This window comes from Tropicibacter naphthalenivorans (assembly GCF_900176475.1).
Classification (GTDB): domain Bacteria; phylum Pseudomonadota; class Alphaproteobacteria; order Rhodobacterales; family Rhodobacteraceae; genus Tropicibacter; species Tropicibacter naphthalenivorans.
The window spans coordinates 412,002-433,801 of the sequence record NZ_FWXX01000001.1 but is presented as its reverse complement, the minus strand read 5'-3'; the positions used below and the strand labels follow the sequence as shown (position 1 = coordinate 433,801).

The following is a 21,800-nucleotide window of genomic DNA, read 5'->3' as shown; positions in this document are numbered from 1 at the left end:
CTGCGCCGGTGACGGGGTCTATAAAAGGGTTCTTTGGGGGGATCAAGGGCTTTTGACGCGCAATGTTTTCAGTCTATGATTTTTTTCCAAAGGAGCCCTGAATGCCGCGTGTCTCGTACCATTTGGAAATGCCCGAAAACCAGCTTTCACGGGTGGTTTTTGCCTCTCCGCACTCTGGTCGGGACTATCCGTGGAGCTTTCTGAGCCAGACGATTCTGGACGAAACCACCATCCGAAGCAGCGAAGATGCCTTTGTAGACAGGCTTTATGACTGTGCGCCGCAGTTTGGTGCGCCGTTTTTGCGGGCGAATGCCCCGCGCGCCTACCTTGATCTGAATCGCTCGGCGGATGAGCTGGACCCGGCCTTGATCGAGGGGGTGCGGCGCGTGGGCCATAACCCGCGCGTGGCGTCGGGGCTGGGGGTGATTCCCCGTGTGGTTGCAAATGGGCGGGCGATTTATCGTGGTAAGCTGCCTAAATCCGAGGCAGATGGACGAATCGCGCGAATCTGGAAGCCCTATCACGAAAAACTTTCAGAGCTTTTGACTCAAACCCACGGGATTTTTGGCGAAGCGATTCTGATTGATTGCCATTCCATGCCCCGAGAGGCGCTGGACAGCACCCTGCGCAACAGCGGCCCGCGCCCCGAGATCGTGATCGGCGACCGATTTGGCGCGTCGGCGGCGCCAGAGTACGTGGCGCAGGTCGAAGAGGCGTTCGCCTCGGCCGGTCTGCGGGTGGCGCGCAATGCGCCCTTTGCCGGGGCCTATACGACGCAGCACTATGGTCGCCCCTCGCGCGGGCAGCACGCCATCCAGATCGAGATCGACAGGTCGATTTACATGGATGAGGCCGCGATCCGGCCCAATGCCGACTTCCCAGAGGTGCGCAAACTGCTGCGCGGGATCGTGGCGGATGTGGCGCGGCTGGGGCTGGACGGCGAGCAGCGGTTAGCGGCTGAATAGCGCGTCCAGCGCCGCATCCAGCGGGGCGGTGTCGGCAATCTCCAGACGTACCGGCAGGGTCAACACCTTGAGGCGGAAATCGCTGGGCAGGCGCACGGCGTCCTTTTCGGTGGTGACCATCTGCGCGCCGATCATCGCGGCTTCGGTTTCGAGACGCTTCATCAGCGCAGGGGTCAGCGGTTGGTGATCCTCCAGCGCTTCGCCGCGTTTGACGTCGGCCCCCAGCGCGCGCAGCGTGGCAAAGAACTTTTCCGGGTGGCCGATCCCGGCAAAGGCCAGCGTCGGCAGCCCGTCCCAGTCCATCCCGGTTTGCAGCGGTGCAAGGTGGCCGGTCATATGGGGCACTGAAATGTGCGAGCGCCATTGGTCGGCAAAGCGGCTTTGCGCGGCGTCCGCCCCGATGGACAGCAGCAGATCGGCGCGGGCCATGCCGGTGGCGACAGGTTCACGCAACGGCCCCGCAGGCAGGCAGCGCCCGTTGCCAAAGCCCGCCACGGCGTCGACGCAAATCAGGTTCAGGTCCTTGGCCACGTCGGGGTTTTGAAAGCCGTCATCCAGCACGATGGCCTGCGCGCCTGCGTCCTGTGCGGCGCGCGCCCCGGCGGCGCGGTCCTTGGCGACCCAGGTGCGGGTAAAGGCGGCCAGCAGCAGCGGCTCATCCCCGGTTTCAGCGGCGCTGTGACTGCGCGGATCGACCTCGACGGGGCCGGGCAGGTTGCCGCCGTAGCCCCTTGTCACCACATGGGCGGTGATGCCGCGCGCCGCCAGATGCTGGACCAGCGCGATGGTCGTGGGGGTCTTGCCCGTGCCGCCGGCGTTGATGTTGCCGACGCAGATCACCGGCACCTTGGCGGTGAACTTGGGCGCGCGCGCCACCCGCCGCGCCGTTGCCCGCGCCGTCAATGCGCCCAACGGGGCCAAAAGGCGCGCCTGCCAAGAGGGGGTCTCTGGCGGGGTAGTCCAGAACAGGGGTGGGCGCATCAGGCGGTGGCTTTCTCGTCTAGGGTCTCGAACACGTCGGTGATGACCTTATCCACCGTTTTCGCGCCAGAGGAAATCACATCCCATCCGGCGTGCGCCATGCTGGCCGCTTGGTCCGGGGCCACGAGGTTGGACACCGCCCCCGCCAGCGAATCGGCGTCGCGCACGATGCGGGCCGCGCCTGCCTCGACCAGCCGGGAATAGGCTCCCAGATAGCGGCCCACGTTCGGCCCATACAGGATCGCCGAGCCAAGCGCGGCGGCCTCATACGGGTCGTGCCCGCCGGTGCCTGTGACCAGCGAGCCGCCGATGAAGACAAGCGGGGCGATGCGATACCACAGGCCCAGCTCTTCGGGGCCTTCGACCAGCACGATCTGGGTGTTCTCGTCCGGCGTATCGCCTTGGTCCCAGTTGCACACGCGCATCTGGGCGGCACCGGCGGCCTCGATGATTGCGCCTGCCTCGTCCTCGTCCTGCGGGACGATCACCAGCAGCAGGCGATGCGCAAGGCGGACGGCGCGGCGGTGGGCGCGCAGGATGTCCTCGACCTCGGCGGCGTGCAGACGCGCGGCCAACCAGACGGGGCGGCCCGACAGCAGCGTCACCAGTTCTTCGTGGGTGGCGTCGTCGCAGGGCAGCGGCTGGGCGATGTCCAAGAGCGGCGCGCCCTTGTGGATACGATCCGGGTCAAGGCCCATGCGCCGCAAGCGCCCCACCACGGTTGTGCCGGTGGCATAGAGGCTGTCGAACAGCGCCAAGGTTGCCGCCGCCGGGTCAGGCAGCCAGCGCGGCGCGGGGCTGGTCCAGCCGCTGTCGGTGACGTCGATGGCGATCAGCCGCACGCCCGCCTTATGCGCCGCCGCCAGCAGGGCCGGGCGCAGGTCATGAGCGTTCCACAGCAGGACATCCGGGCGCAGCGCCGCAAGCCAGCGCTCGCACTCGGCGGGCGATTCGGGTGGCAAGGTCACGCTGAGCGCGCCGGGCTGCGCCGGGGTGTCGCCGGACAGGGCAAAATTCAGCTCGGGGCGCATCTGCCCCATGCGCGCGCAGAGGCTGGCGAGCGACCGGCCCTGTTCCACGCCCGCCGCGTGCGCCCACACCAGCGGCCCGCCGGGGCGGTCCGGCAGGGGCGCCGCGTTCCCCGATCCGGGCGTGCCGCGCGCAAAGGCCATGTAGGCCGTCAGGCTCAGAGTGCGCGGCGCCAAGGCTTATCCCAGTTCTTCGGTGGTCGAGACTTCTTGTTCTTCGTCGCGCAGGCGGTGCAGATGCGCGATGAAATAGCGCATGTGGGCGTTGTCCACGGTCTTTTGCGCTTCGGCTTTCCAGGCGTCGTAGGCGGTCTGGTAGTCGGGGAAAATCCCAACGATATGAATGTCATCGACATTGCGGAACTTGGTTTTCGACGGATCGACAAGCTCGCCGCCGAAGACAAGGTGAAGACGTTGCATGAGGGGTCTCCCAATGGTCCGGTTAGTGCGACCCTACCTGTTAACCACAAAGTTGCAAGGTGGGCGCGCCCCAAAGGCATAGCCCCGAAAGATAAAGGATTTCTGTTTGTTTGCCTGCCCGGTGGTTGTTTAGATCAGCCGGTCCAGCAGGCCTGCGTGGATCACCGGGTTCGCCGCCAGCACGCCGTCGTTCTGCGGGATGGGGTTGTTGAAGCGCAGCGCCGCACCGCGTTTGTTGGTCACCCGCGCGCCGGCCTCGGAGAGGATCAAGGCTCCGGCGGCGATGTCCCATTCCCAGCTTGGGCGAAAGGTGAACATGGCGTCAAAGCGCCCTTCGGCCACGAGGCTCAGCCGATAGGCCAGCGAAGGCCGGTGCGCGCGGCGCAGGTCCGGCACACCGCCGGGCCAAAACTGTGGATCGAGGCTGTGCTTGACCGCGAGGACTTCGGCGTTGGTCACGTCCTGACGCTGGCCGACGCGGATGGGCTTGCCGTTCAGGCGCGCGCCTGCCCCTTCGGCGGCGGTATAGAGTTTGTCCATCATCGGCAGGTAGACGACGGCGGCGGTGACGCGGCCCTGTTCGACCACGGCGAGGGCATGGGCCCAGGCGCGCGAGCCTTCGATAAAGCTGCGGGTGCCGTCGATGGGGTCGACGATGAATACTCGTCCCGCCTGTTGGCGGGCCTCGTCATCGGCGCTTTCCTCGGACAGCCAGCCATAGCCCGGGCGGGCGGCGCGCAGGTGCTGCGCCAGCGTTTCGTTCACGGTCAGGTCGGCCTTGGTCACCGGGGAGTTGTCGTGGTCCTTATATTCCACGCCCAGATCGCCGCCGACAAAGCTGCGGGCGACGGCTCCGGCCTTGTGGGCCGCGTCGATCAAGAGGGTCAGGTCACTCGCCGGCAAGGGTCAACCCTTCGACCAGCAGCGACGGCACCACGCGCGACAGGTAGGGGCGGGCGTCATTGGCGGGGATGATGCGGCGCAGCATCTCGCGCAGGTTGCCCGCGATGGTCACGCCGGACACCGGGTAGGCGATTTCGCCGTTCTCGATCCACAGACCCGCCGCCCCGCGCGAGTAATCGCCGGTGTTGGGGTTGATGGTCGAGCCGATCATCGAGGTCACCAGCAGGCCGGTGCCCATCTGCGCGATCAGCTCGTCGCGGCTGGCATCCCCTTGGGTCAGCTCGAGGTTCCACGCCACCGGCGACACCCCGCCGGTGACAGAGCGCGCGGCATTGCCAGAGCTGTCCAGCCCCAGCTTGCGCGCGTTCGCAAGGTCAAGGGTCCAACCGGTTAGGGTGCCATTGTCGATGACGCGGCGTTTGCGGGTGGGCAAGCCTTCGGCGTCAAAGGGGCGCGAGGCCCCGGCGCGCGGGCGGTGGGGGTCTTCGATCAGGGACATGTGGTCCGGCAGGACTTGCTCGCCCATGGCGTCCCGCAGCCAAGACGCTCCGCGCGCGATCTGCCCGCCGTTGATCGCCGCCATCAGGTGGCCCACCAGCGAGGACGAGATGCGTTCATCGAACAACACCGGATAGCTGCCGGTCTTGGGGCGCTTGGGGTTCAGACGCGCGACGGCGCGTTCGGCGGCGCTTTGGCCGATCTCTTCGGCGCTGCGAAGGTCGGCCTGAAAGGTGCGGCTGTCGCCGTCGTAGTCCCGCTCCATTCCCAGACCTTCGCCGGCAATCGCCACGCAGGACAGGCTGCGCGAGCTGCGCTGATAGCCGCCCGCAAAGCCGTTGGACGCCGCCAAAGCCACGTCTTGCAGCGAGTAGCTGGCGGATGCGGACTGTACCTGCGTCACGCCGGGATTGGCCTGCGCGGCGGCTTCGGCGCGGCGGGCGTCGTCTTGCAACTCTGCGGGGGCGGGCTCGGCGCTCGGGTCCATCAGTTCCAAGGCGGCCACGTCCCAGTCGGTCGCCAGCAGCGACGGATCGGCGATCCCGGCGTAGGGGTCCTCGGGGGCTTCTTTGGCCATGGCAACCGCGCGCTCGGCCATGGCCTGCATCGTCTCGGGCCGGGTGTCGCTGGCAGAGACCACCGCGCTGCGCTGCCCGACAAAGACCCGCAGGCCGATGTCGCTGCCCTCGGCGCGTTCGGCCTGTTCCAGCTTGCCGTCACGCACGTCGATGGACAGGGCGGTGCCGGTCACGGCGATGGCGTCGGCAGTGTCCGCGCCCGCCTTTTTGGCGGCATCAAGAAGGGCAAGGGTCAGGTCACTGGGGGAAGGTCGCATGCAAGCCTCGGTGTTGGGGTCCCCCCGAGGTAGGCCGCAACGCGCCCAAGTGCAAGGGAAACGGGGCTAAGGACGGCCTTCGGTGACCGCCACGATCGGCCCCATGCGCCGCCCCAGATCGGCGCGGTTCAGATCGCGGGCAAACAGCCGCGAGACATTGCCATCCAGAAACAGCGCGTTCGGCAGGCCAAGGGCGTCGCGGAACAGCCGGGCAAATTCGTGAAAGGTCACGGTGTTGTTCGAAATGGCAAAGACCACGCGGGTGCCATCCTGAGAGGTGCCCACGCCGTTGCGGATATAGCGCGAGGTGCTGTCCGGCAGGAACCGCGGGTGCAACTCGCCGTCGATCACAAGCATCGGCCCCGATTGGGTGGCGTCGCGGCAGTCGGGCTTTTGTTCGAGGAAATCGCGGGTTTCGATCACGTCGGCGCGCTGCGGGCGGATGCAAAAGATGCCGTTGGGCAGCAGGCCAAAGTTGCCGGGACCGGGGTTCGAGATGACGCGCATCTGCTCGACGCCGTTTTCCACGTAATGGCCCACGGCGCTGCGGTCCTCGTGGTACATGCCCGCGTTCATGGCAAAGACCAGCTCTTCGCCGCCGCGCGACAGGTCCTCGGCCAAGGGCGCGAAATGGCCGTAGGGCTGCCCACTAGGATCGGCGCGGAACAGGTGCAGCTCTTCGTCCGCGGCATTCACCTCGCAGACCGCGTAACGGCTGCCGTCGAACTCCACGTTGCGACACTCGACCGCCGAAGCGCCCGAGCCCATGGCCATCAGGGCCAGACAAACAAGGAAAGCCGCCGCTTCGCGCATCAGCTTTCGATGTCGCGGCGGACTTTTTCGTCGGCGAACATGCGGCGCGTGTCGTCGAGCCGGTCAAAGGTCTCGTCCAGACGGAACTTCAGCTCTGGCGCGAATTTCAGCTTTTGTCCGTTCGCCACCGCGCGGCGCAATTCGCCCCGGTTGCGGTGCAAAAGCTCGAACATTTCGTCCTGCCCCTGACCGCCCAAAGGCACCACGTAGCAGGTCGCGATGCGCAGGTCCGGGGACACGCGCACTTCGCCGACGGTGATGACCATGCGGTTCAATTCGGGATCGTGAATCTCGCCGCGTTGCAGGACTTCGGACAGACGGCGGCGCAACATTTCACCCACGCGCAGCTGGCGTTGGCTTTGTCCGGGACCGTCAGGAGAGTTTTTATGTGCCATGCCCCTGATGTAGGCCCATTGACGGGCTTTGCCAAGCGGGTCTGCGCAGGGTAAGAGGGCACAAATTACGCGTGACGCAGGAGAGAGCGATGACAGAGTGTCCCGGTGTGGTCATTACGGGTGTTTCGGGTCGGATGGGCCAGATGCTGGTGCGCGAGGTGCTGGCCTCGGACAAGCTGAAACTCGCCGGGGCGCTGGAACGGTCGGGCCACGATTGGGTCGGGCGCGATCTGGGTGAGGCCATGGGCGGCGCGCCCTTGGGCGTTGTGGTCAGCGATGACCCGCTCGAAGCCTTTGCCCGCGCCCAAGCGGTGATCGACTTTACCGCGCCCGCCGCGACGGTGGAATTCGCCGATCTGGCGGCGCAGGCGCGGGCGGTGCATGTGATCGGCACCACCGGCCTGTCCGAGGACGATCTGGCGCGCATCCACAAGGCGGCGCATCACGCGGTGATCGTGCGGGCGGGCAACATGTCGCTGGGGGTGAACCTGCTGACCACCGTGACGAAAAAGGTCGCCGCCGCGCTGGACATCGACTGGGACATCGAGATCATCGAATCCCACCACAATAAAAAGGTCGACGCGCCGTCGGGCACCGCCCTGATGCTGGGTGAAGCCGCCGCCGAAGGGCGCGGGGTCAAGCTGGACGAGGTCTCGGACCGGGGCCGCGACGGCATCACCGGCGCACGCAAGCAGGGCGACATCGGCTTTCACGCGGTGCGCGGCGGCGACATCGTGGGCGAACACGAGGTGCTGTTCGCCACCGCCGGGGAGCGGATCACCTTGAAGCACGTGGCCTCGGACCGCTCGCTCTTCGCGCGCGGCGCTTTGAAGGCAGCGCTCTGGGGGCAGGACAAGGCCCCCGGCGAATACGACATGCTGGACGTGCTGGGCCTCAAGGACTGATCTGCGCCCTGATCCCTTCTAAGCCCCCTGTTTGACAGGGATTTGGGGAAATGGCCTGAATGGGGTAATATGCTACCGAATCTGGGGCGCGATATCGCGCCGTCGGGGCAGGATGGGGCATATCCATGGCTTTGACGGGAACGCGGCTTGGCTCCGCAGGGGATGATCTGCTGGGGGTATCGGGCGGGCATTGGCGGCTGCTGGGGCGCGCGGGCGCCGATACCTACGCGCTGAATTTCAGCGCCGCGCTGGGGGCCGTGCCACAGTATGACATCAGCGAATCCAGCGCCGCGGATGACAGCATCGACCGCATTCAGGGGCTGCCCCCGCTGGCGTTTCAATCCACGTTCCAAACCGGCCTGACGCGCTTTGTGCGCGTTGGTGCGGACGGGCAGCACTTGGTCATCACCACGCCGGACAAAGGCCGCACCGTCTATGATGACGGGTTCATCGGCGGCACGATCCGCATCCTCAACCAGTATAGCGCGGCGCTTCCCAACGCCCGGATCGAAGAGCTCAAGGTCAGCGACGCGGTCATCAGCACCACGCTCTACAGCTTTGCGCCGGGGGATACGGGCACCGCCGGGCGGGACATCATCACCGGCTGGCGCTTTGCCGATTTGCTGAACGGGCTGGCGGGCGATGACTATGTCTCTGGCGGGGCCGGGCGCGATACGATCCGGGGTGGGGATGGGGCCGACACGATCCTTGGCGAAGACGGCGGCGACTACTTGTACGGCGGCGCGGACGGTGACCTGATCCACGGCGCAGCAGGCGTCGACCGGATCTGGGCCGGGACGGGGGGTGACACCCTGTATGGCGGCGATGCGGTGGACATTCTGCGCGGCGAAGATGGCAACGACGCGCTGTTCGGCGGCGCGGGCAATGACATCCTGTTCGGCGTCTGGGGCGTCGACAGCCTGACCGGGGGCTTGGGCAACGACCGGCTGTATGGCAATCGGGGCCGGGACATCTACAGCGTTGACGTGACCACCGCCGACCACGACCGGGTGTTGGACAACGGGCGCGGCGCAACCTCGCCGAAATGGTCGAACTTTGACCGCGACGTGATCGAGCTGCTGGGCTTTGCCTCGACCCAAGAGGCGATCCACAACGTCACCTTTGCGCGCGCGGGCGACGACCTGATCCTGACCTATACCGGCCCGGACATGGACCCCGGCGACAGCGGCAGCGTCTATATCCAAGGCCAGTTTACCGGTCAGTTGACCGAGATCGAGCTTGTCTCCTTTGGCAAAGCGGGCGGGATCGCGGCCTATGATGGCGCGCCGTCCTATCACCTGAGCCTGCTCAAGGGGGATGCCTTCATCTACTCGCAGCACAACGGCGGCGACGCGGGCGGCGAAGACATCGTGCTGGGCACCACCGGCGACGACGAGATCTATGGCGGCCTTGGCAACGACCTGCTGGTGGGCTTTGGCGGCGCGGATGTGTTCTTTTTCCAGGATGAGACCGACGGCGACCCCGGCGCCGATTTCATCACAGATTTCGACGCGGCGGACGATGTGGTCGACCTCAGCGAAATCGGCGGGCTCAGCTTTGCCAGCCTGACCATCGCCGACAACGCTTGGGGCAATGCTGTGGTGTCGTCGGCCTATTTCACCGTCGAGCTGGGCGGGACGGTTGCGGCGGATGTAACGGCGGAGCTGTTCGTCTTTTGACGCAAGGGCCGCCGCGCCCACCGTCAAAAATCGATGGCGATGCCCTTTTTCTCCCAGTCGCCATAGCGCGCGGGATCGGGGCCATCGCGCCCGCCAAGCTCGGTCGGGCGGGCGGCGGCCTCGGCGTCGGCCTTGGCGCGGCGCTCGGCCGCTTCGGCAAGGGCGCGCTGGGCGGCGGGGGGCAGGTCGCGCTTTTCGGATTCGGGCGTGTCGGACATGGCGGGTTTCCTCGTATCTGCACCGTTGATATACGGGCGCGCAGCAACGGGGCAAGTCCCCGCCCCGGAGAGACCGCATGACCAACACCCCAAGCCCCGCCCGCAAAGCCGCCGTCGACATGCTGGATCAAGTGATCGAGATGGGCCGCCCCCTGTCCGAAAGCCGCGTCCTAGAGGCGCTGGCCCCGGCGGATCGCGCAGCGGCGCAGCGCTTGGCGACGGAAACCCTGCGCGGGATGGAGCGCGCCGACCGCCTGCTGTCCAAGCACATGCGGAAAAAGGCGGTGCCGCGGGTGATGAACATCCTGCGGCTTGGGACGTATGAGCTCTGCGCCGGGGGCGCGGCCCATGGTGTGGTCAGCGACTGCGTCGAGATCGCCAGCGCCCGCAAGGACACCCAAAGCTCCAAGGGGCTGATCAACGCCGTGCTGCGCAAGATCGCCGATGAAGGGCCAGAGGCGTGGTCGAAACAGCGCTTTCCCCGCCTGCCGCGCTGGCTGCGTGACCCGCTGGTCGAGGCATGGGGCCCGCAGGCCGTCGCCAATATGGAGCGTGTCCATTTCGAAGGCGCGCCGCTGGACCTGACCCCCAAGGGGGACGGGGCGGTTTTGGCTGAACGTCTGGGCGGAGAACTGCTGCCCACCGGGTCCGTGCGCCTGCGCGATGCGGGGCAGGTCAGCGCCTTGGCGGGTTTCGACACGGGCGAGTGGTGGGTGCAGGACGTGGCCGCCGCCTTGCCCGCGAAACTCTTGGGCGACGTCAAGGGGTTGAACGTGCTGGACATGTGCGCCGCGCCCGGGGGCAAGACCCTGCAACTGGCGGCGGCGGGGGCCAATGTGACCGCGCTCGACCTGTCCGGCGCGCGTCTGGCGCGGGTGCAGGAAAACCTTGACCGCACGGGGCTGAAGGCGACTTTGGTCGAGGGCGACGCGTTGGAACACCAAGGCGAGTATGACGCCATCCTGCTGGACGCGCCCTGTTCCGCGACGGGCACGATCCGCCGTCACCCCGACCTGCCGCACGCCCATGAGGGCGAGAAAATCTCTGAGCTGATCGGCCTGCAAGAGGCCATGCTGGAGCACGCCTTGCACCTGCTGCGCCCCGGCGGGCGGCTGGTCTTTGCCACCTGTAGCCTGATCCCGGATGAGGGCGAATGCCACATCGACGAGATCCTCGCGCGCCATCCTGGCATCGAGACCGTTCCGCTAAGCTTCGATTGGATCGAGGAAAATTGGCGGTCTGAAGAGGGCGGCCTGCGTCTGCGCCCCGACTACTGGGCGGCCAGGGGCGGCATGGACGGATTCTACATGGCGGCGCTGCATAAGCTGTAAAGCAACAGTTAACGGTTCCTTAAAATGTGGCGCGTTTGAAAGGTGACTTCGCGCGGCCCTCGGGCTAGACTGCGGCGCAACAAGCCCCCAAAGGGGCGGCAAGAGGCAGCAGTACCCATGGCCATCACACGCAAATGGCAGGCCGCGCATGCGCGGCTCTTGAACCGTGTGCACGCACGTCTTGCGGCGCGCGCCAAACCTGCGAACGGCTTTGTCTCGCAGCCCGAACCGCGCACGATCGGGTATTTCGCGCGCGGGCGGCAGATGATGGCGGGGAACCTGATGTTCGCGGGCCATTTGGTCGAGGCGGACGGGCGCATCCCGTGGCAGATTGACGCGCCTGATGCGGCCTTTGCCGAGGAACTTCAAGGGTTTGCGTGGCTTGATGATCTGGCCGCTGTTGGCGATGCAAAGGCCCGCGGGCTGGCGCAGGACTGGCTGTGGGGGTGGATCGACGCCTACGGCCACGGGCGCGGCCCCGGCTGGACGCCGGAACTGGCGGGGCGGCGGGTGATCCGCTGGGTGCATCACGCGCTGTTCCTGCTGCGCGGGCAGGACGCGGACAAAGCCCGTAAATACTACCAAGCCCTTGCGGCGCAAACGCAATTCTTGGCCAAGCGCGGTGGGTCCGCCGCGCCGGGCCTTGCGCGGATCGAGGCGATGACGGGGCTGCTTTATGCTGGTCTCTCGCTCGAAGGGATGGAGACGCATATCGACCCCGCGCGCCAAGCCCTTGGCCGTGAATGCGCGCGGCAGGTGGACGAAGCGGGCGGCATTCCCACCCGCAACCCCGAGGAATTGCTGGAAGTTTTCACCCTGCTCACATGGGCGCAAGCGGCCTTGGAAGAGGCGGGGCACGACCCCGACCCGGATCACCTGTCCGCCATCCGCCGCATCGCGCCCACCTTGCGCACCCTGCGCCACGCGGACGGCGGGCTGGCGCGCTTTCACGGCGGCGGCAAGGGGCTGGACGGGCGGCTCGATCAGGCGCTGGCCGCCTCGGGCATCAAGAAACGGCAGCCGGACGGGCTGGCCATGGGCTTTGCGCGGCTCTCGGCGGGGCGCACTTCGGTGATTGTCGATGCAGCAAAGCCGCCCTCGGGGCTCGCGTCCAGCAATGCGCATGCCTCGACCCTTGGGTTCGAACTGACGTCAGGCCGGCGGCAGGTGATCGTCAACTGTGGCTCTGGCAGCGGCTTTGGCGAGGATTGGCGGCGCGCGGGCCGGGCCACGCTGTCGCATTCGACGCTCTGCCTTCAGGGCTATTCCAGCGCGCGGCTGGCCAACCCCCGCTGGGACGGCACCGCCAACCGCGAATACCTCGAGGACGCGCCGACCCACGTGCCGGTGCAGATGAACGCGGGCGCGCAGGCGCACCGGTTCGAAGGCGGCCAGGACGGCTATGCCCGCCACCAAGGGCTGACCCACGCGCGGTCGCTGGAACTCAGCCTCGATGGCCGCAGCCTGTCCGGCGAGGATTACCTCGTGGCGCTGGACGACGCGGGCAAAAAGCGGTTCGACAAGGCCATGGACCGCGCCAAACTGGGGGGAATCGCCTATGAGATTCGATTCCATCTGCACCCAGAGGTCGATGTGGCGGTGGATATGGGCGGCACGGCGGCCTCTCTGGCGCTGCGATCGGGCGAAATCTGGGTGCTGAGGTTCGACGGAGCGGTCGAAATGGCCCTGATGCCGTCGGTTTATCTGGAAAAAGGTCGTTTGCGGCCACGTGCGACACAGCAAATCGTTTTATCCGGGCGCGCAATGCAGTATGCGACGCGCGTCCGCTGGTCTTTGGCCAAGGCGCAGGACACGGCCATTGCCGTGCGCGACTTTGCAAGGGATGAGGTGGACGTGAACGTCTGACGCTAACCTTGCATGTCTTGGGGCCACCGCCCCTGACCGCGACATGCCCGCCCTTGGGGGAACCCACATGCCCGATCTCGCGCCTCTCCGCCGCGCCCTTCTTTCTGTTTCCGACAAGACCGGTCTGATCGACCTGGCCAAGGCGCTGGACGCGCGCGGCATCGAGCTGTTGTCGACCGGCGGCACCGCCAAGGCGATCCGCGAGGCGGGCATTGCCGTGCGCGATGTGTCCGAGGTGACGAATTTCCCCGAGATGATGGATGGCCGGGTCAAGACGCTGCACCCGATGGTCCACGGCGGCCTGCTGGCGCTGCGCGACAACGATTCGCACGTGGCTTCGATGGAAGAGCACGGCATCGGTGCCATCGACCTGCTGGTGGTGAACCTCTACCCGTTCGAGGCCGCTCTGGCGCGCGGGGCCGAGTATGACGAGATGATCGAGAACATCGACATCGGCGGTCCGGCGATGATCCGCGCCGCGGCCAAGAACCACGCCTTTGTGACCACGCTGGTGGACGTGCAGGACTATGACGCGCTGCTGGCCGAGCTGGACGCCAACGACGGCCAGACTTCTTACGCCTTCCGCCAGCGCCACGCCCAGATCGCCTATGCGCGCACCGGCGCTTATGACGCCGCCGTGTCGACCTGGATGGCGTCGGCGATTGGCGAGCAAACCCCGCGCCGCCGCGTCTTTGCTGGCGAACTGAAACAGTCGCTGCGCTACGGCGAGAACCCGCATCAGGATGCGGCGTTCTATGTGGATGGCTCTGCGCGTCCGGGGATCGCCACCGCCGAGCAGCTTCAGGGCAAAGAGCTGTCCTACAACAACATCAACGACACCGATGCCGCCTATGAGCTGGTGTCGGAATTCCTGCCCCGCGATGGCGCGGCCTGCGCGATCATCAAGCACGCCAACCCCTGCGGCGTGGCGACCGGGTCGACCATCCTTGAGGCCTACCAAAAGGCGTTCGACTGCGACCGTACCTCGGCCTTTGGCGGCATCGTGGCGCTGAACCAAACGCTGGACACCGCCACCGCCGAAAAGATCGCCGAGATTTTTACCGAAGTGGTCATCGCCCCCGGTGCCGATCAGGGCGCACGCGACATTTTTGCCAAGAAAAAGAACCTGCGTCTGCTGATCACCCCCGGTCTGGCCAACGCGGTTGAGCCGGGTCTGACCTACCGTCAGGTCTCTGGCGGGATGCTGGTGCAGGACAAGGACATTGGCCGCCGCGAGCTGGAAGACCTCAAGGTTGTGACCAAGGTGCAGCCGACCGCTGAACAGATGGCTGACCTGCTGTTCGCGTGGAAAGTCGCCAAGCACGTCAAATCCAACGCCATCGTCTACGTGCGTGACGGGGCCACCGTGGGTGTCGGCGCGGGCCAGATGAGCCGCGTGGACAGCGCGCTTATCGCCGCCAAAAAGGCCGAGCGTATGGCCGAGGCGCTGGGCCTGCCCGAGCCGCTGACCAAGGGCTCTGCCGTGGCGTCCGACGCGTTCTTCCCCTTTGCCGATGGTCTGCTTGAAGCCGCTGCTGCGGGCGCGTCCTGCGTGATCCAGCCGGGTGGCTCGATGCGTGACGACGAAGTCATTGCCGCCGCCGACGAGGCCGGTCTGGCGATGGTGTTCACCGGGATGCGTCACTTCCGACACTAAGGGCGTTTGAACAGGCAGCGGGGCCGGGCAGACGCCTTGGCCCCGTTGTTGTATCTGATACACATGTTTGACGGATGGTGCGCGATTTTGCGCCCGCCATGGGCGACCATCGGCGGAAAAACGCAAGGATGGTTGCGGTAAACGGGTCACATCTTGGGCAAATGCCGCATGGATCAGCGCCCGTGTTTCGGTATCTTCTGTTAACGCTATATGACCCCGCGCCAAGCGGACAAAAGACCAAAAGAGGCCGAGTTGACCCAGAAACCGATCACACGCCCCATGGCTTTGGTGTGGAAAACCGCGCTGGCGATCTTTGTGATCGACCAGATCACCAAGGTGCTGGTGGTCCATGTCATGGGCCTTGGGAACAAGCTGTTCATCCCGGTGCTGCCGCCGCTGTTGAACCTGCGCATGGCGTGGAACGATGGCATCAACTTTGGCCTGTTCGGCGGCGAAGGCGACAGCACACGCTGGATCCTGATCGCCGTGGCGCTGGGGATCGTGCTGTTTGTCGCGGTGTGGATGCGCCGCGATCCGCCGGGGAAATGGGGGCTGATCTCGGCCGGTTTGCTGATCGGCGGGGCGCTGGGCAACGTCATTGACCGCATTGTCTATGGCGCGGTGGCGGACTTTCTCAATATGTCGTGCTGCGGGATCAACAATCCCTTTGCCTTTAACGTGGCGGATATCGCGATCTTTGTCGGCGCATTCGGGCTTGTTCTGTTCCCATCGGGCAAAAAGGCCCCGTGACGCCGGGTTTTTAATGCGTTAAGGCTGTGGGAAACGGAACCGGAGGGGGACGATGCGGGCATCGCACCTTGTTGCATTTCTGGCGCTTGGCGCCCTGACCGCCTGTAGCGGCTACGAGCGGGACATCACGCTGCATGATCTGCGCACCAACTCCGGTCAGCCGGAAGAGTTCGCGATCGTGCCGCACAAGCCGCTGACGCAGCCCGAAACCTATGCCGATCTGCCGACCCCCACGCCGGGGGGCGCGAACCGCACCGATGCAACGCCGCTGGCCGATGCCGTGGCGGTGCTGGGCGGCAATCCCGCGCGGGTGCAAGCGACGGGGCAGGGCGTGCCGTCGGGCGATGTGGCGCTGGTGCGCTCGGCCAGCCGCTTTGGCCGCGACGGGCAAATCCGCGAGGAACTGGCCGCCACCGATCTGGAATTCCGCAAGCGCCGGTCGCTGTTCACGTGGTCGATCGTGCCGCGCGACGAATACACCCGCGCCTACCGCCGCGAAACGCTGGACGGCTATACGTGGCTTGAACGCTACCGCGCGGCAGGCGCGGGCACGCCTTCGGCCCCGCCGGAATAAACCCGCGTTCACAAACCCGTCACGGTAGCTTGAAGTTAACTTTTCATCGCGTAGGTTTTCCTTAACCACTTTCGGAGGAGAGTACGCGATGCGCAAATTGACGGCTTTGTTTGCCTTTGTCTTTGGGGCAAACGCCGCCCTTGCGGCCACGGATGGCGCGCCTGTCACCACCTTTTCGCTGGATAACGGCATGGATGTCGTGGTGATCGAGGATCACCGCGCCCCGGTCGTTGTGCATATGGTCTGGTACAAGGCGGGCTCTGCCGATGAGCCGCGCGGCGCGTCCGGTGTCGCGCATTTCCTCGAACATCTGCTGTTCAAGGGGACCCGGACGCTGGAGCCCGGCGAATTCAGCGCCACGGTGGCGGCGAACGGCGGGACGGACAACGCCTTTACCAGCTATGACCAGACCGCCTATCACCAGCGCATCGCGGCGGACCGTCTGGACCTGATGATGAAGATGGAAAGCGACCGGATGCTCAACATCCAGCTTGGCCCCGAGGAAATCCTGACAGAGCGCGACGTGATCATCGAGGAACGCAACCAGCGCACGGAAAGTGACCCCGGTGCGCTGTTTCGCGAACAGCAGCGCGCGGCGCTTTATATGAACCACCCCTACGGCACGCCGGTGATCGGCTGGCGTCACGAGATGGAGCAGCTCGATCTGGACGACGCGCTGGGGTACTACCGCAAGTATTACGCGCCCAACAACGCGATCCTGATCGTGGCGGGGGATGTGACCCCGTCCGAGGTCGAAGCCTTGGCCAAGCAGTATTACGAGCCGCTTGCGCCCAACCCCGATCTGGGCGAGCGGGTGCGCGCATCAGAGCCGCGCCACATGGCCGAGCGGCGCATGGTCTTTACCGATCCGCGCGTGGCGCAGCCCTATGTGATGCGCAGCTATCTCGCCCCCGAACGCGACCCCGGCGCGCAGGAAAAGGCCGCCGCGCTGTCGATCCTTGCCGAGGTCTTGGGCGGTGGGCAGACCTCTGTTTTTACGCAAAAGTTGCAGTTTGAGGCGCAGACAGCGGTCTATGCCTCGGCGTTTTATGACGGGACGACCTTGGATGACGGGACGTTCAGCCTTGTGATCGTGCCCGCGCCCGGTGTGACCTTGGAAGAGGCAGAGGCCGCGATGGACGCCACCGTGGCCGAGTTCATGGAGACGGGCGTTGACCCCGAGCAGCTGGAGCGGATCAAGTTCCAGATGAAAGCCTCGCAGATTTATGCGCAGGACGATGTGGGCCGGTTGGCGCGGCGGTACGGTGATGCGCTGACGTCCGGCTTGACGATTGAGGACGTGCAAGAGTGGCCCGAAGTGCTGCAGGCGGTGACCGCCGAGGACGTGATGAACGCCGCCCGCGAGGTCTTTGACCGCAAGAAATCGGTGACCGGCTATCTCAAGGCTTCGCAGGAGGTGACGCAATGATGCGCTTTGTTTTGGGCTTTGTGCTGATCGTCTTTGGCGCGACCGCGCGGGCCGAGATCGAGATCCAAGAGGTCACCAGCCCCGGCGGCTTCAACGCGTGGCTGGTCGAGGATCACTCGATCCCGTTTGTGGCGTTGGAACTGCGGTTCAAGGGCGGCGCCTCGCTTGATCTGCCCGGCAAGCGCGGGGCGACGAACCTGATGGTGGGCTTGCTCGAAGAGGGCACCGGCGACATGGATGCGCGCGATTTTGCCGCCGCGCGAGAGGCGATTGCCGCGTCTTTGCGGTTCGATAGCGGCGATGACACCGTCAGCGTGTCGGCCAAGTTCCTGACGGAAACGCGAAGTGAGGCGATGGCGCTGTTGCGCGCGGCGTTGATCGAGCCGCGCTTTGACGAGGTGGCGATTGAACGGGTGCGCCAGCAGGTGCTGTCGGGAATCCTGTCGGATTCGAAAGACCCGGACGAGATTGTCGGCGACACCTTCTACGCCAAGGTCTTTGGCGATCACCCCTATGGCTCGTCCAGCAGCGGCACGGTGGACAGCGTCACGGCGCTGACCCGCGACGATCTGCTGGCGGCGCACCGGGGCGCTTTGGCCAAGGATCGCGTCTATGTGTCGGCGGCCGGGGACATCACCGCCGAGGAGCTGGCGGCGCTGATGGATGCCTTGCTGTCGGACCTGCCCGAAGAGGGGCTGCCCTTGCCTGCGGACGTGGAGGTCCAGACCGAAGCGGGCGTGACCGTGGTCCCGTTTGACACGCCGCAGTCGGTGGCCTTGTTCGGGCATCGCGGCATGAAGCGCGACGATCCCGATTTCTTTGTCGCCTATGTGATGAACCAGATCCTTGGGGGCGGCGGCTTTGAGGCGCGGCTGATGGACGAAGTGCGCGAAAAGCGCGGGCTGACCTATGGGGTGTACTCTTACCTCGTGCCCAAGGACCACGCCGAACTGTATCTGGGGCGCGTGGCCTCGGCCAATGACCGGATTGCCGAGGCGATCGAGGTGATCCGCGCCGAATGGGCCAAGATGGCCGCCGAAGGCGTGACGCAGCAAGAGCTGGACGAGGCCAAGACCTATATGACGGGCGCCTATCCCTTGCGGTTTGATGGCAACGGGCCGATTGCGCGTATTCTGGTGGGGATGCAGATGGATGATCTGACGCCCGAGTACGTGACCACGCGCAACGCACAGATCGAGGCGGTGACGCTGGAGGATGTGAAGCGCGTGGCGGGCGAACTGCTTCGGCCCGAGGCGCTGCATTTCGTTGTGGTCGGTCGGCCCGAGGGGCTGGAGGTGCCGGTGCAGTGAGCGGCGTTTGCGCCTGCCGCTGTCTGGGATTTGGATATTTATAAAGAGAAGAAGACCGGGGCGGCGCGCGTCACAGAGGCGTGGGTTGCCGCGGGGCTGGGTAAAAGAAAACGGGCGCGGCTGGGATGGCTGCGCCCGTTTTGTTTTGGGTGTGTTCGTTTAGAGCGGCCCGTTTAGAGCAAGCCGGCGTGGGCGAGGGCTGCGTCCAGCTTGGCGGCGGTGGCATCGGTCACCGGCAGCAGGGGCAGGCGGACTTCGCCGTCGCACAGGCCCAGCTTGGCCATGGCGTATTTCGCGCCCGAGACGCCCGGTTCGGTGAAGATCGCAGCGTGCAGGGGCATCAGGCGATCCTGAAGTTCCAGCGCCTTGGCGTAGTCGTTTGCCAGGCAGGCGTTCTGCATTTGCGCGCAAAGCGCCGGGGCCACGTTGGCGGTGACCGAGATCATGCCGGTGCCGCCCTGGGCGTTGAAGCCGTGGGCGGTGGCGTCTTCGCCGGAGACCTGAATGAAGTCCGGCCCGCAGGTGATCCGCTGGGCGCAGATCCGTGCGAGATCGCCCGTTGCGTCCTTGACCCCGACGATGCGCGGCAGTTTGGCCAGTTCGCCCATGGTGGCGGGGGTCATGTCCACAGCCGAGCGGCCGGGAATGTTGTAGATCACGATCGGAATATCCGCGCTGTCATGGACGGCGGTGAAATGCGCGATCAGGCCCGCTTGGGTCGGCTTGTTGTAGTAGGGTGTCACGACAAGCGCGCCCTGCGCCCCGACCTTGGCGGCGAACTGGGTAAAGCGCACCGCCTCGGCGGTGTTGTTGCTGCCCGCGCCCGCGATGACCGGCACGCGGCCCTTGGTGGCCTGCACGACGCAGTCGATGACCGCTTCGTGTTCTTCGTGGGTCAGGGTGGGGCTTTCGCCGGTGGTGCCGACGGGGACCAGCCCGTGCGAGCCTTGGTCGATCTGCCAATCCACCAGACGTTTAAGCGCGTCGAAATCCACCGCACCGTTTTTAAACGGCGTGACCAGTGCAGGCATAGACCCTTTGAACATGACGCGCTCCTTTTCTTTCTAACTGCGGGAGGGGGTATCTATTCTGTCGCAGATGTGAGTTGATGATCACGACTCTGCCGGTATCCTCCCGAGTCGTGTCTATTCATCGTCGCCACGGAAATTGCAAGCTTATGTCTCGTGTCTTTGCCCTGTTGGTCCTGCTGTGTAGCGCCACGGTTGCCGTGGCGCAGGATGCGGGGGCGGCGCTGGGGCGCGCGATGGCGGATATGCGGCGCGGCGACTGGGGCGGGGCGCAGATCGAGGCGCGCATCGACGGGCGCGCGGCGCTGGACGTGATCTTGTGGCACAACCTGCGGGCGGGGCTGGGGGATGCGCGCGAGGTGCAGGATTTCCTGGCGCGTAATCCAGATTGGCCGGGGCTGCCCTATTTGCGGGAGAAGTCCGAGGCGGCCATGTCGCAGGCTTCTGCCGAGGAGATCCGGGCCTTTTTCGCGGATGTGCGTCCGCAGACCGGGACCGGGGCTTTGGCGCTGGCGCGGGCCTATGCAGAGGCAGGCGACGACGGGGCCGCGCAGGCCGAGGTGGTCCTTGCGTGGCGGACCTTGGCGCTGTCCAGCAGCGAGCGGCGGGCGTTTCTGGACGCATGGGGCGATGTCCTGAAAGAGCATCACACCGCGCGGTTGGACATGGCCCTGTGGAAGGGCTGGAGCCAGAACGCCGGTGCGATGGTCCCCTTGGTGGACGAAGGTTGGCAGGCTTTGGCCGAGGCGCGCATGGCCTTGCGCAACAATGCGGGCGGGGTGGATACCCTGATCGCCAAGGTGCCAGAGGCGTTGCAGGATCATCCCGGACTGGCGTTCGAGCGGTTCTTGTGGCGGGCACGCAAAGGGCGCTCGGCGGATGCGATCGAGCTGCTCTTGGCGCATTCCGGCAGCGTCGAGGATTTGGGCGCGCCCTGGGCTTGGGCGCGAGAGCGGCGCGATCTGGCGCGCGAGCGGATGCGGGACGGCGCCTATGCCGAGGCTTACCAGATCGCCGCGCAGAATTGGCTGTATGACGGCAGCGATTTTGCCGATCTCGAGTGGCTGGCGGGCTTTATCGCGTTGCGGCATCTGAACGATCCGGCGCGGGCGGTGGCGCATTTTGACCGCTTCCGAGAGGCGGTCTGGACGCCGATTTCCGTGGGCCGGGCGGGCTATTGGCTGGGCCGCGCGCATGAGGCGGCGGGCAATGCCGAGGCGGCGCAAGAGGCTTACAAGATGGGCGCGCAATTCCAGACCTCGTTCTACGGGTTGCTGGCGGCAGAGCGGGGCGGCATTGCGCCTGATCCGCGCTTGAACGGTCTTGAGGATTTCGGCGACTGGCGGCAGGCGGCGTTTACCAAGTCTTCGGTTTTTCAGGCGGCGATCCTGTTGCTGGCGGCGGGGGAGACGTCGCTGGGTGAGCGGTTCCTGACCCATCTGGCCGAAGGGCTGGACCGGCAGGGGATGGGGCTGATGGGGGCCATGCTGGCCGATATGCAGCGCCCGCATGTGCAGGTGATGCTGGGCAAGCGCGCGGCGCAATACGGGATAGAGCTGCCGGGGCCATATTACGCGGTGCCCCGGCGCATTGCCCAGACCGAGTTTCCCGTGCCAAAGGAGCTGGTCCTGGCCATTGCGCGGCGCGAGTCCGAGTTCGATCCGGTGGTTGTGTCCGGCGCGGGCGCGCGCGGGTACATGCAGCTGATGCCGGGCACGGCGCAGGAGGTGGCGCGGGGTCTCGGCCTGGAGTACAGCCGCGAGCGTCTGCTGAGCGATCCGTCTTATAATGCGCGGCTTGGGTCCACCTATCTGGCGGAGCTGTCCGAGCGGTTTGGCGCCAATGCGGTGATGATGGCGGCGGGGTATAACGCCGGGCCGTCGCGGCCCATTCGGTGGATGGAGGCCTATGGCGATCCGCGCAAGGGTGAGGTTGATGTGATCGACTGGATCGAAACGATCCCTTTTGACGAGACGCGCAACTACGTGATGCGGGTGACTGAGAGCTTGCCGGTGTATCGCGCGCGGTTGGGGTTGGAGCCGCATCCGGTGCCGTTTTCGCAGGAGCTGATCGGGGCAACGATGCCTGCGATCCCGGTGGTGACGGAGTAGTTTTGAGGACGGGGAGGGGGCGCTGCCCCGTCTCACCGGAGGTGAGCATTTTTATGTGGAGGGGGCGCTGCCCCGCCTGCGGCTCCCCCGGGATATTTTGAAAG

The 21,800-nt window shown here is 65.9% G+C and carries 20 protein-coding genes; 11 read left to right on the top strand and 9 right to left on the bottom strand.

The window, feature by feature from the left end; translation table 11 throughout:
- Window positions 1-101 precede the first annotated feature (101 nt).
- The gene (locus B9A11_RS02105) at window positions 102-965 is read left to right on the top strand and encodes an N-formylglutamate amidohydrolase (RefSeq protein WP_058246002.1); all 864 of its coding nucleotides are present in this window, start codon (window positions 102-104) and stop codon (window positions 963-965) included.
- Here B9A11_RS02105 and lpxK read toward each other — a convergent pair.
- From lpxK to rbfA, 7 genes are all read right to left on the bottom strand, one after another.
- Window positions 951-1,946 carry a tetraacyldisaccharide 4'-kinase gene (lpxK, locus tag B9A11_RS02100; RefSeq protein ID WP_058246003.1) on the bottom strand — a complete coding sequence of 332 codons (996 nt, stop codon included), beginning with the start codon at window positions 1,944-1,946 and terminating at the stop codon, window positions 951-953. The two genes, B9A11_RS02105 and lpxK, sit on opposite strands and share 15 nt — an antisense overlap.
- Entirely contained in the window at window positions 1,946-3,151 is a 1,206-nt protein-coding gene (locus tag B9A11_RS02095; protein ID WP_234988706.1) for a 3-deoxy-D-manno-octulosonic acid transferase, read from the bottom strand. The genes lpxK and B9A11_RS02095 overlap by 1 nt, the downstream gene beginning before the upstream one ends.
- 3 nt (window positions 3,152-3,154) lie before the next feature.
- Complete coding sequence (locus B9A11_RS02090; protein WP_058246004.1) at window positions 3,155-3,394, bottom strand: DUF4170 domain-containing protein; 240 nt, start codon at window positions 3,392-3,394, stop codon at window positions 3,155-3,157.
- A gap of 129 nt (window positions 3,395-3,523) precedes the next feature.
- A complete protein-coding gene (locus B9A11_RS02085) occupies window positions 3,524-4,297 on the bottom strand; it encodes a 3'(2'),5'-bisphosphate nucleotidase CysQ (protein WP_058246005.1) in 774 nt (257 codons plus the stop codon).
- Window positions 4,284-5,630 (bottom strand): TldD/PmbA family protein, encoded by a 1,347-nt coding sequence (locus B9A11_RS02080; protein WP_058246006.1) that lies wholly within the window; start codon window positions 5,628-5,630, stop codon window positions 4,284-4,286. Before B9A11_RS02080 ends, B9A11_RS02085 begins: the two co-directional genes overlap by 14 nt.
- 66 nt (window positions 5,631-5,696) lie before the next feature.
- Window positions 5,697-6,443 carry a phosphodiester glycosidase family protein gene (locus tag B9A11_RS02075; protein WP_058246007.1) on the bottom strand — a complete coding sequence of 249 codons (747 nt, stop codon included), beginning with the start codon at window positions 6,441-6,443 and terminating at the stop codon, window positions 5,697-5,699.
- The gene (gene rbfA, locus B9A11_RS02070) at window positions 6,443-6,838 is read right to left on the bottom strand and encodes a 30S ribosome-binding factor RbfA (protein WP_058246008.1); all 396 of its coding nucleotides are present in this window, start codon (window positions 6,836-6,838) and stop codon (window positions 6,443-6,445) included. The genes B9A11_RS02075 and rbfA overlap by 1 nt, the downstream gene beginning before the upstream one ends.
- Window positions 6,839-6,927: 89 nt before the next feature.
- Between rbfA and dapB the strand changes: the two genes are divergently transcribed.
- Together dapB and B9A11_RS02060 are read left to right on the top strand one after the other, a co-directional pair.
- Window positions 6,928-7,743 (top strand): 4-hydroxy-tetrahydrodipicolinate reductase, encoded by an 816-nt coding sequence (gene dapB, locus B9A11_RS02065; protein ID WP_058246009.1) that lies wholly within the window; start codon window positions 6,928-6,930, stop codon window positions 7,741-7,743.
- Window positions 7,744-7,868: 125 nt separating this feature from the next.
- A complete protein-coding gene (locus tag B9A11_RS02060) occupies window positions 7,869-9,422 on the top strand; it encodes a calcium-binding protein (protein WP_058246010.1) in 1,554 nt (517 codons plus the stop codon).
- 23 nt (window positions 9,423-9,445) lie between these two features.
- Here the strand turns inward: B9A11_RS02060 and B9A11_RS02055 are convergent, their stop codons facing one another.
- Window positions 9,446-9,640, bottom strand: a complete 195-nt coding sequence (locus tag B9A11_RS02055; RefSeq protein WP_058246011.1) for a DUF1674 domain-containing protein — start codon at window positions 9,638-9,640, stop codon at window positions 9,446-9,448.
- A 77-nt stretch (window positions 9,641-9,717) separates the two neighbouring features.
- Between B9A11_RS02055 and B9A11_RS02050 the strand changes: the two genes are divergently transcribed.
- The 7 genes from B9A11_RS02050 to B9A11_RS02020 all read left to right on the top strand — a co-directional run bounded on the left by B9A11_RS02050 (window position 9,718) and on the right by B9A11_RS02020 (window position 18,557).
- On the top strand, window positions 9,718-10,971 hold the full coding sequence (locus tag B9A11_RS02050; RefSeq protein WP_058246012.1) for an RsmB/NOP family class I SAM-dependent RNA methyltransferase: 1,254 nt from the start codon (window positions 9,718-9,720) through the stop codon (window positions 10,969-10,971).
- Between the two features lie 117 nt (window positions 10,972-11,088).
- On the top strand, window positions 11,089-12,837 hold the full coding sequence (locus tag B9A11_RS02045) for a heparinase II/III family protein (protein ID WP_058246013.1): 1,749 nt from the start codon (window positions 11,089-11,091) through the stop codon (window positions 12,835-12,837).
- A gap of 67 nt (window positions 12,838-12,904) precedes the next feature.
- Entirely contained in the window at window positions 12,905-14,494 is a 1,590-nt protein-coding gene (purH, locus tag B9A11_RS02040) for a bifunctional phosphoribosylaminoimidazolecarboxamide formyltransferase/IMP cyclohydrolase (protein ID WP_058246014.1), read from the top strand.
- A gap of 279 nt (window positions 14,495-14,773) precedes the next feature.
- Entirely contained in the window at window positions 14,774-15,244 is a 471-nt protein-coding gene (lspA, locus tag B9A11_RS02035; protein WP_058246015.1) for a signal peptidase II, read from the top strand.
- Between the two features lie 52 nt (window positions 15,245-15,296).
- Window positions 15,297-15,818: a DUF3035 domain-containing protein gene (locus B9A11_RS02030; RefSeq protein WP_058246016.1), complete on the top strand. Its 522-nt coding sequence runs from the start codon at window positions 15,297-15,299 to the stop codon at window positions 15,816-15,818.
- An 88-nt stretch (window positions 15,819-15,906) separates the two neighbouring features.
- Complete coding sequence (locus B9A11_RS02025) at window positions 15,907-17,247, top strand: M16 family metallopeptidase (protein ID WP_058246017.1); 1,341 nt, start codon at window positions 15,907-15,909, stop codon at window positions 17,245-17,247.
- Window positions 17,244-18,557: a M16 family metallopeptidase gene (locus tag B9A11_RS02020; protein WP_058246018.1), complete on the top strand. Its 1,314-nt coding sequence runs from the start codon at window positions 17,244-17,246 to the stop codon at window positions 18,555-18,557. Before B9A11_RS02025 ends, B9A11_RS02020 begins: the two co-directional genes overlap by 4 nt.
- Before the next feature lie 173 nt (window positions 18,558-18,730).
- Here B9A11_RS02020 and dapA read toward each other — a convergent pair whose 3' ends face one another.
- A complete protein-coding gene (gene dapA / locus B9A11_RS02015; RefSeq protein WP_058246019.1) occupies window positions 18,731-19,603 on the bottom strand; it encodes a 4-hydroxy-tetrahydrodipicolinate synthase in 873 nt (290 codons plus the stop codon).
- A 131-nt stretch (window positions 19,604-19,734) separates the two neighbouring features.
- Between dapA and B9A11_RS02010 the strand changes: the two genes are divergently transcribed.
- Entirely contained in the window at window positions 19,735-21,696 is a 1,962-nt protein-coding gene (locus B9A11_RS02010) for a lytic transglycosylase domain-containing protein (protein ID WP_058246020.1), read from the top strand.
- The last annotated feature ends 104 nt before the right edge of the window (window positions 21,697-21,800 follow it).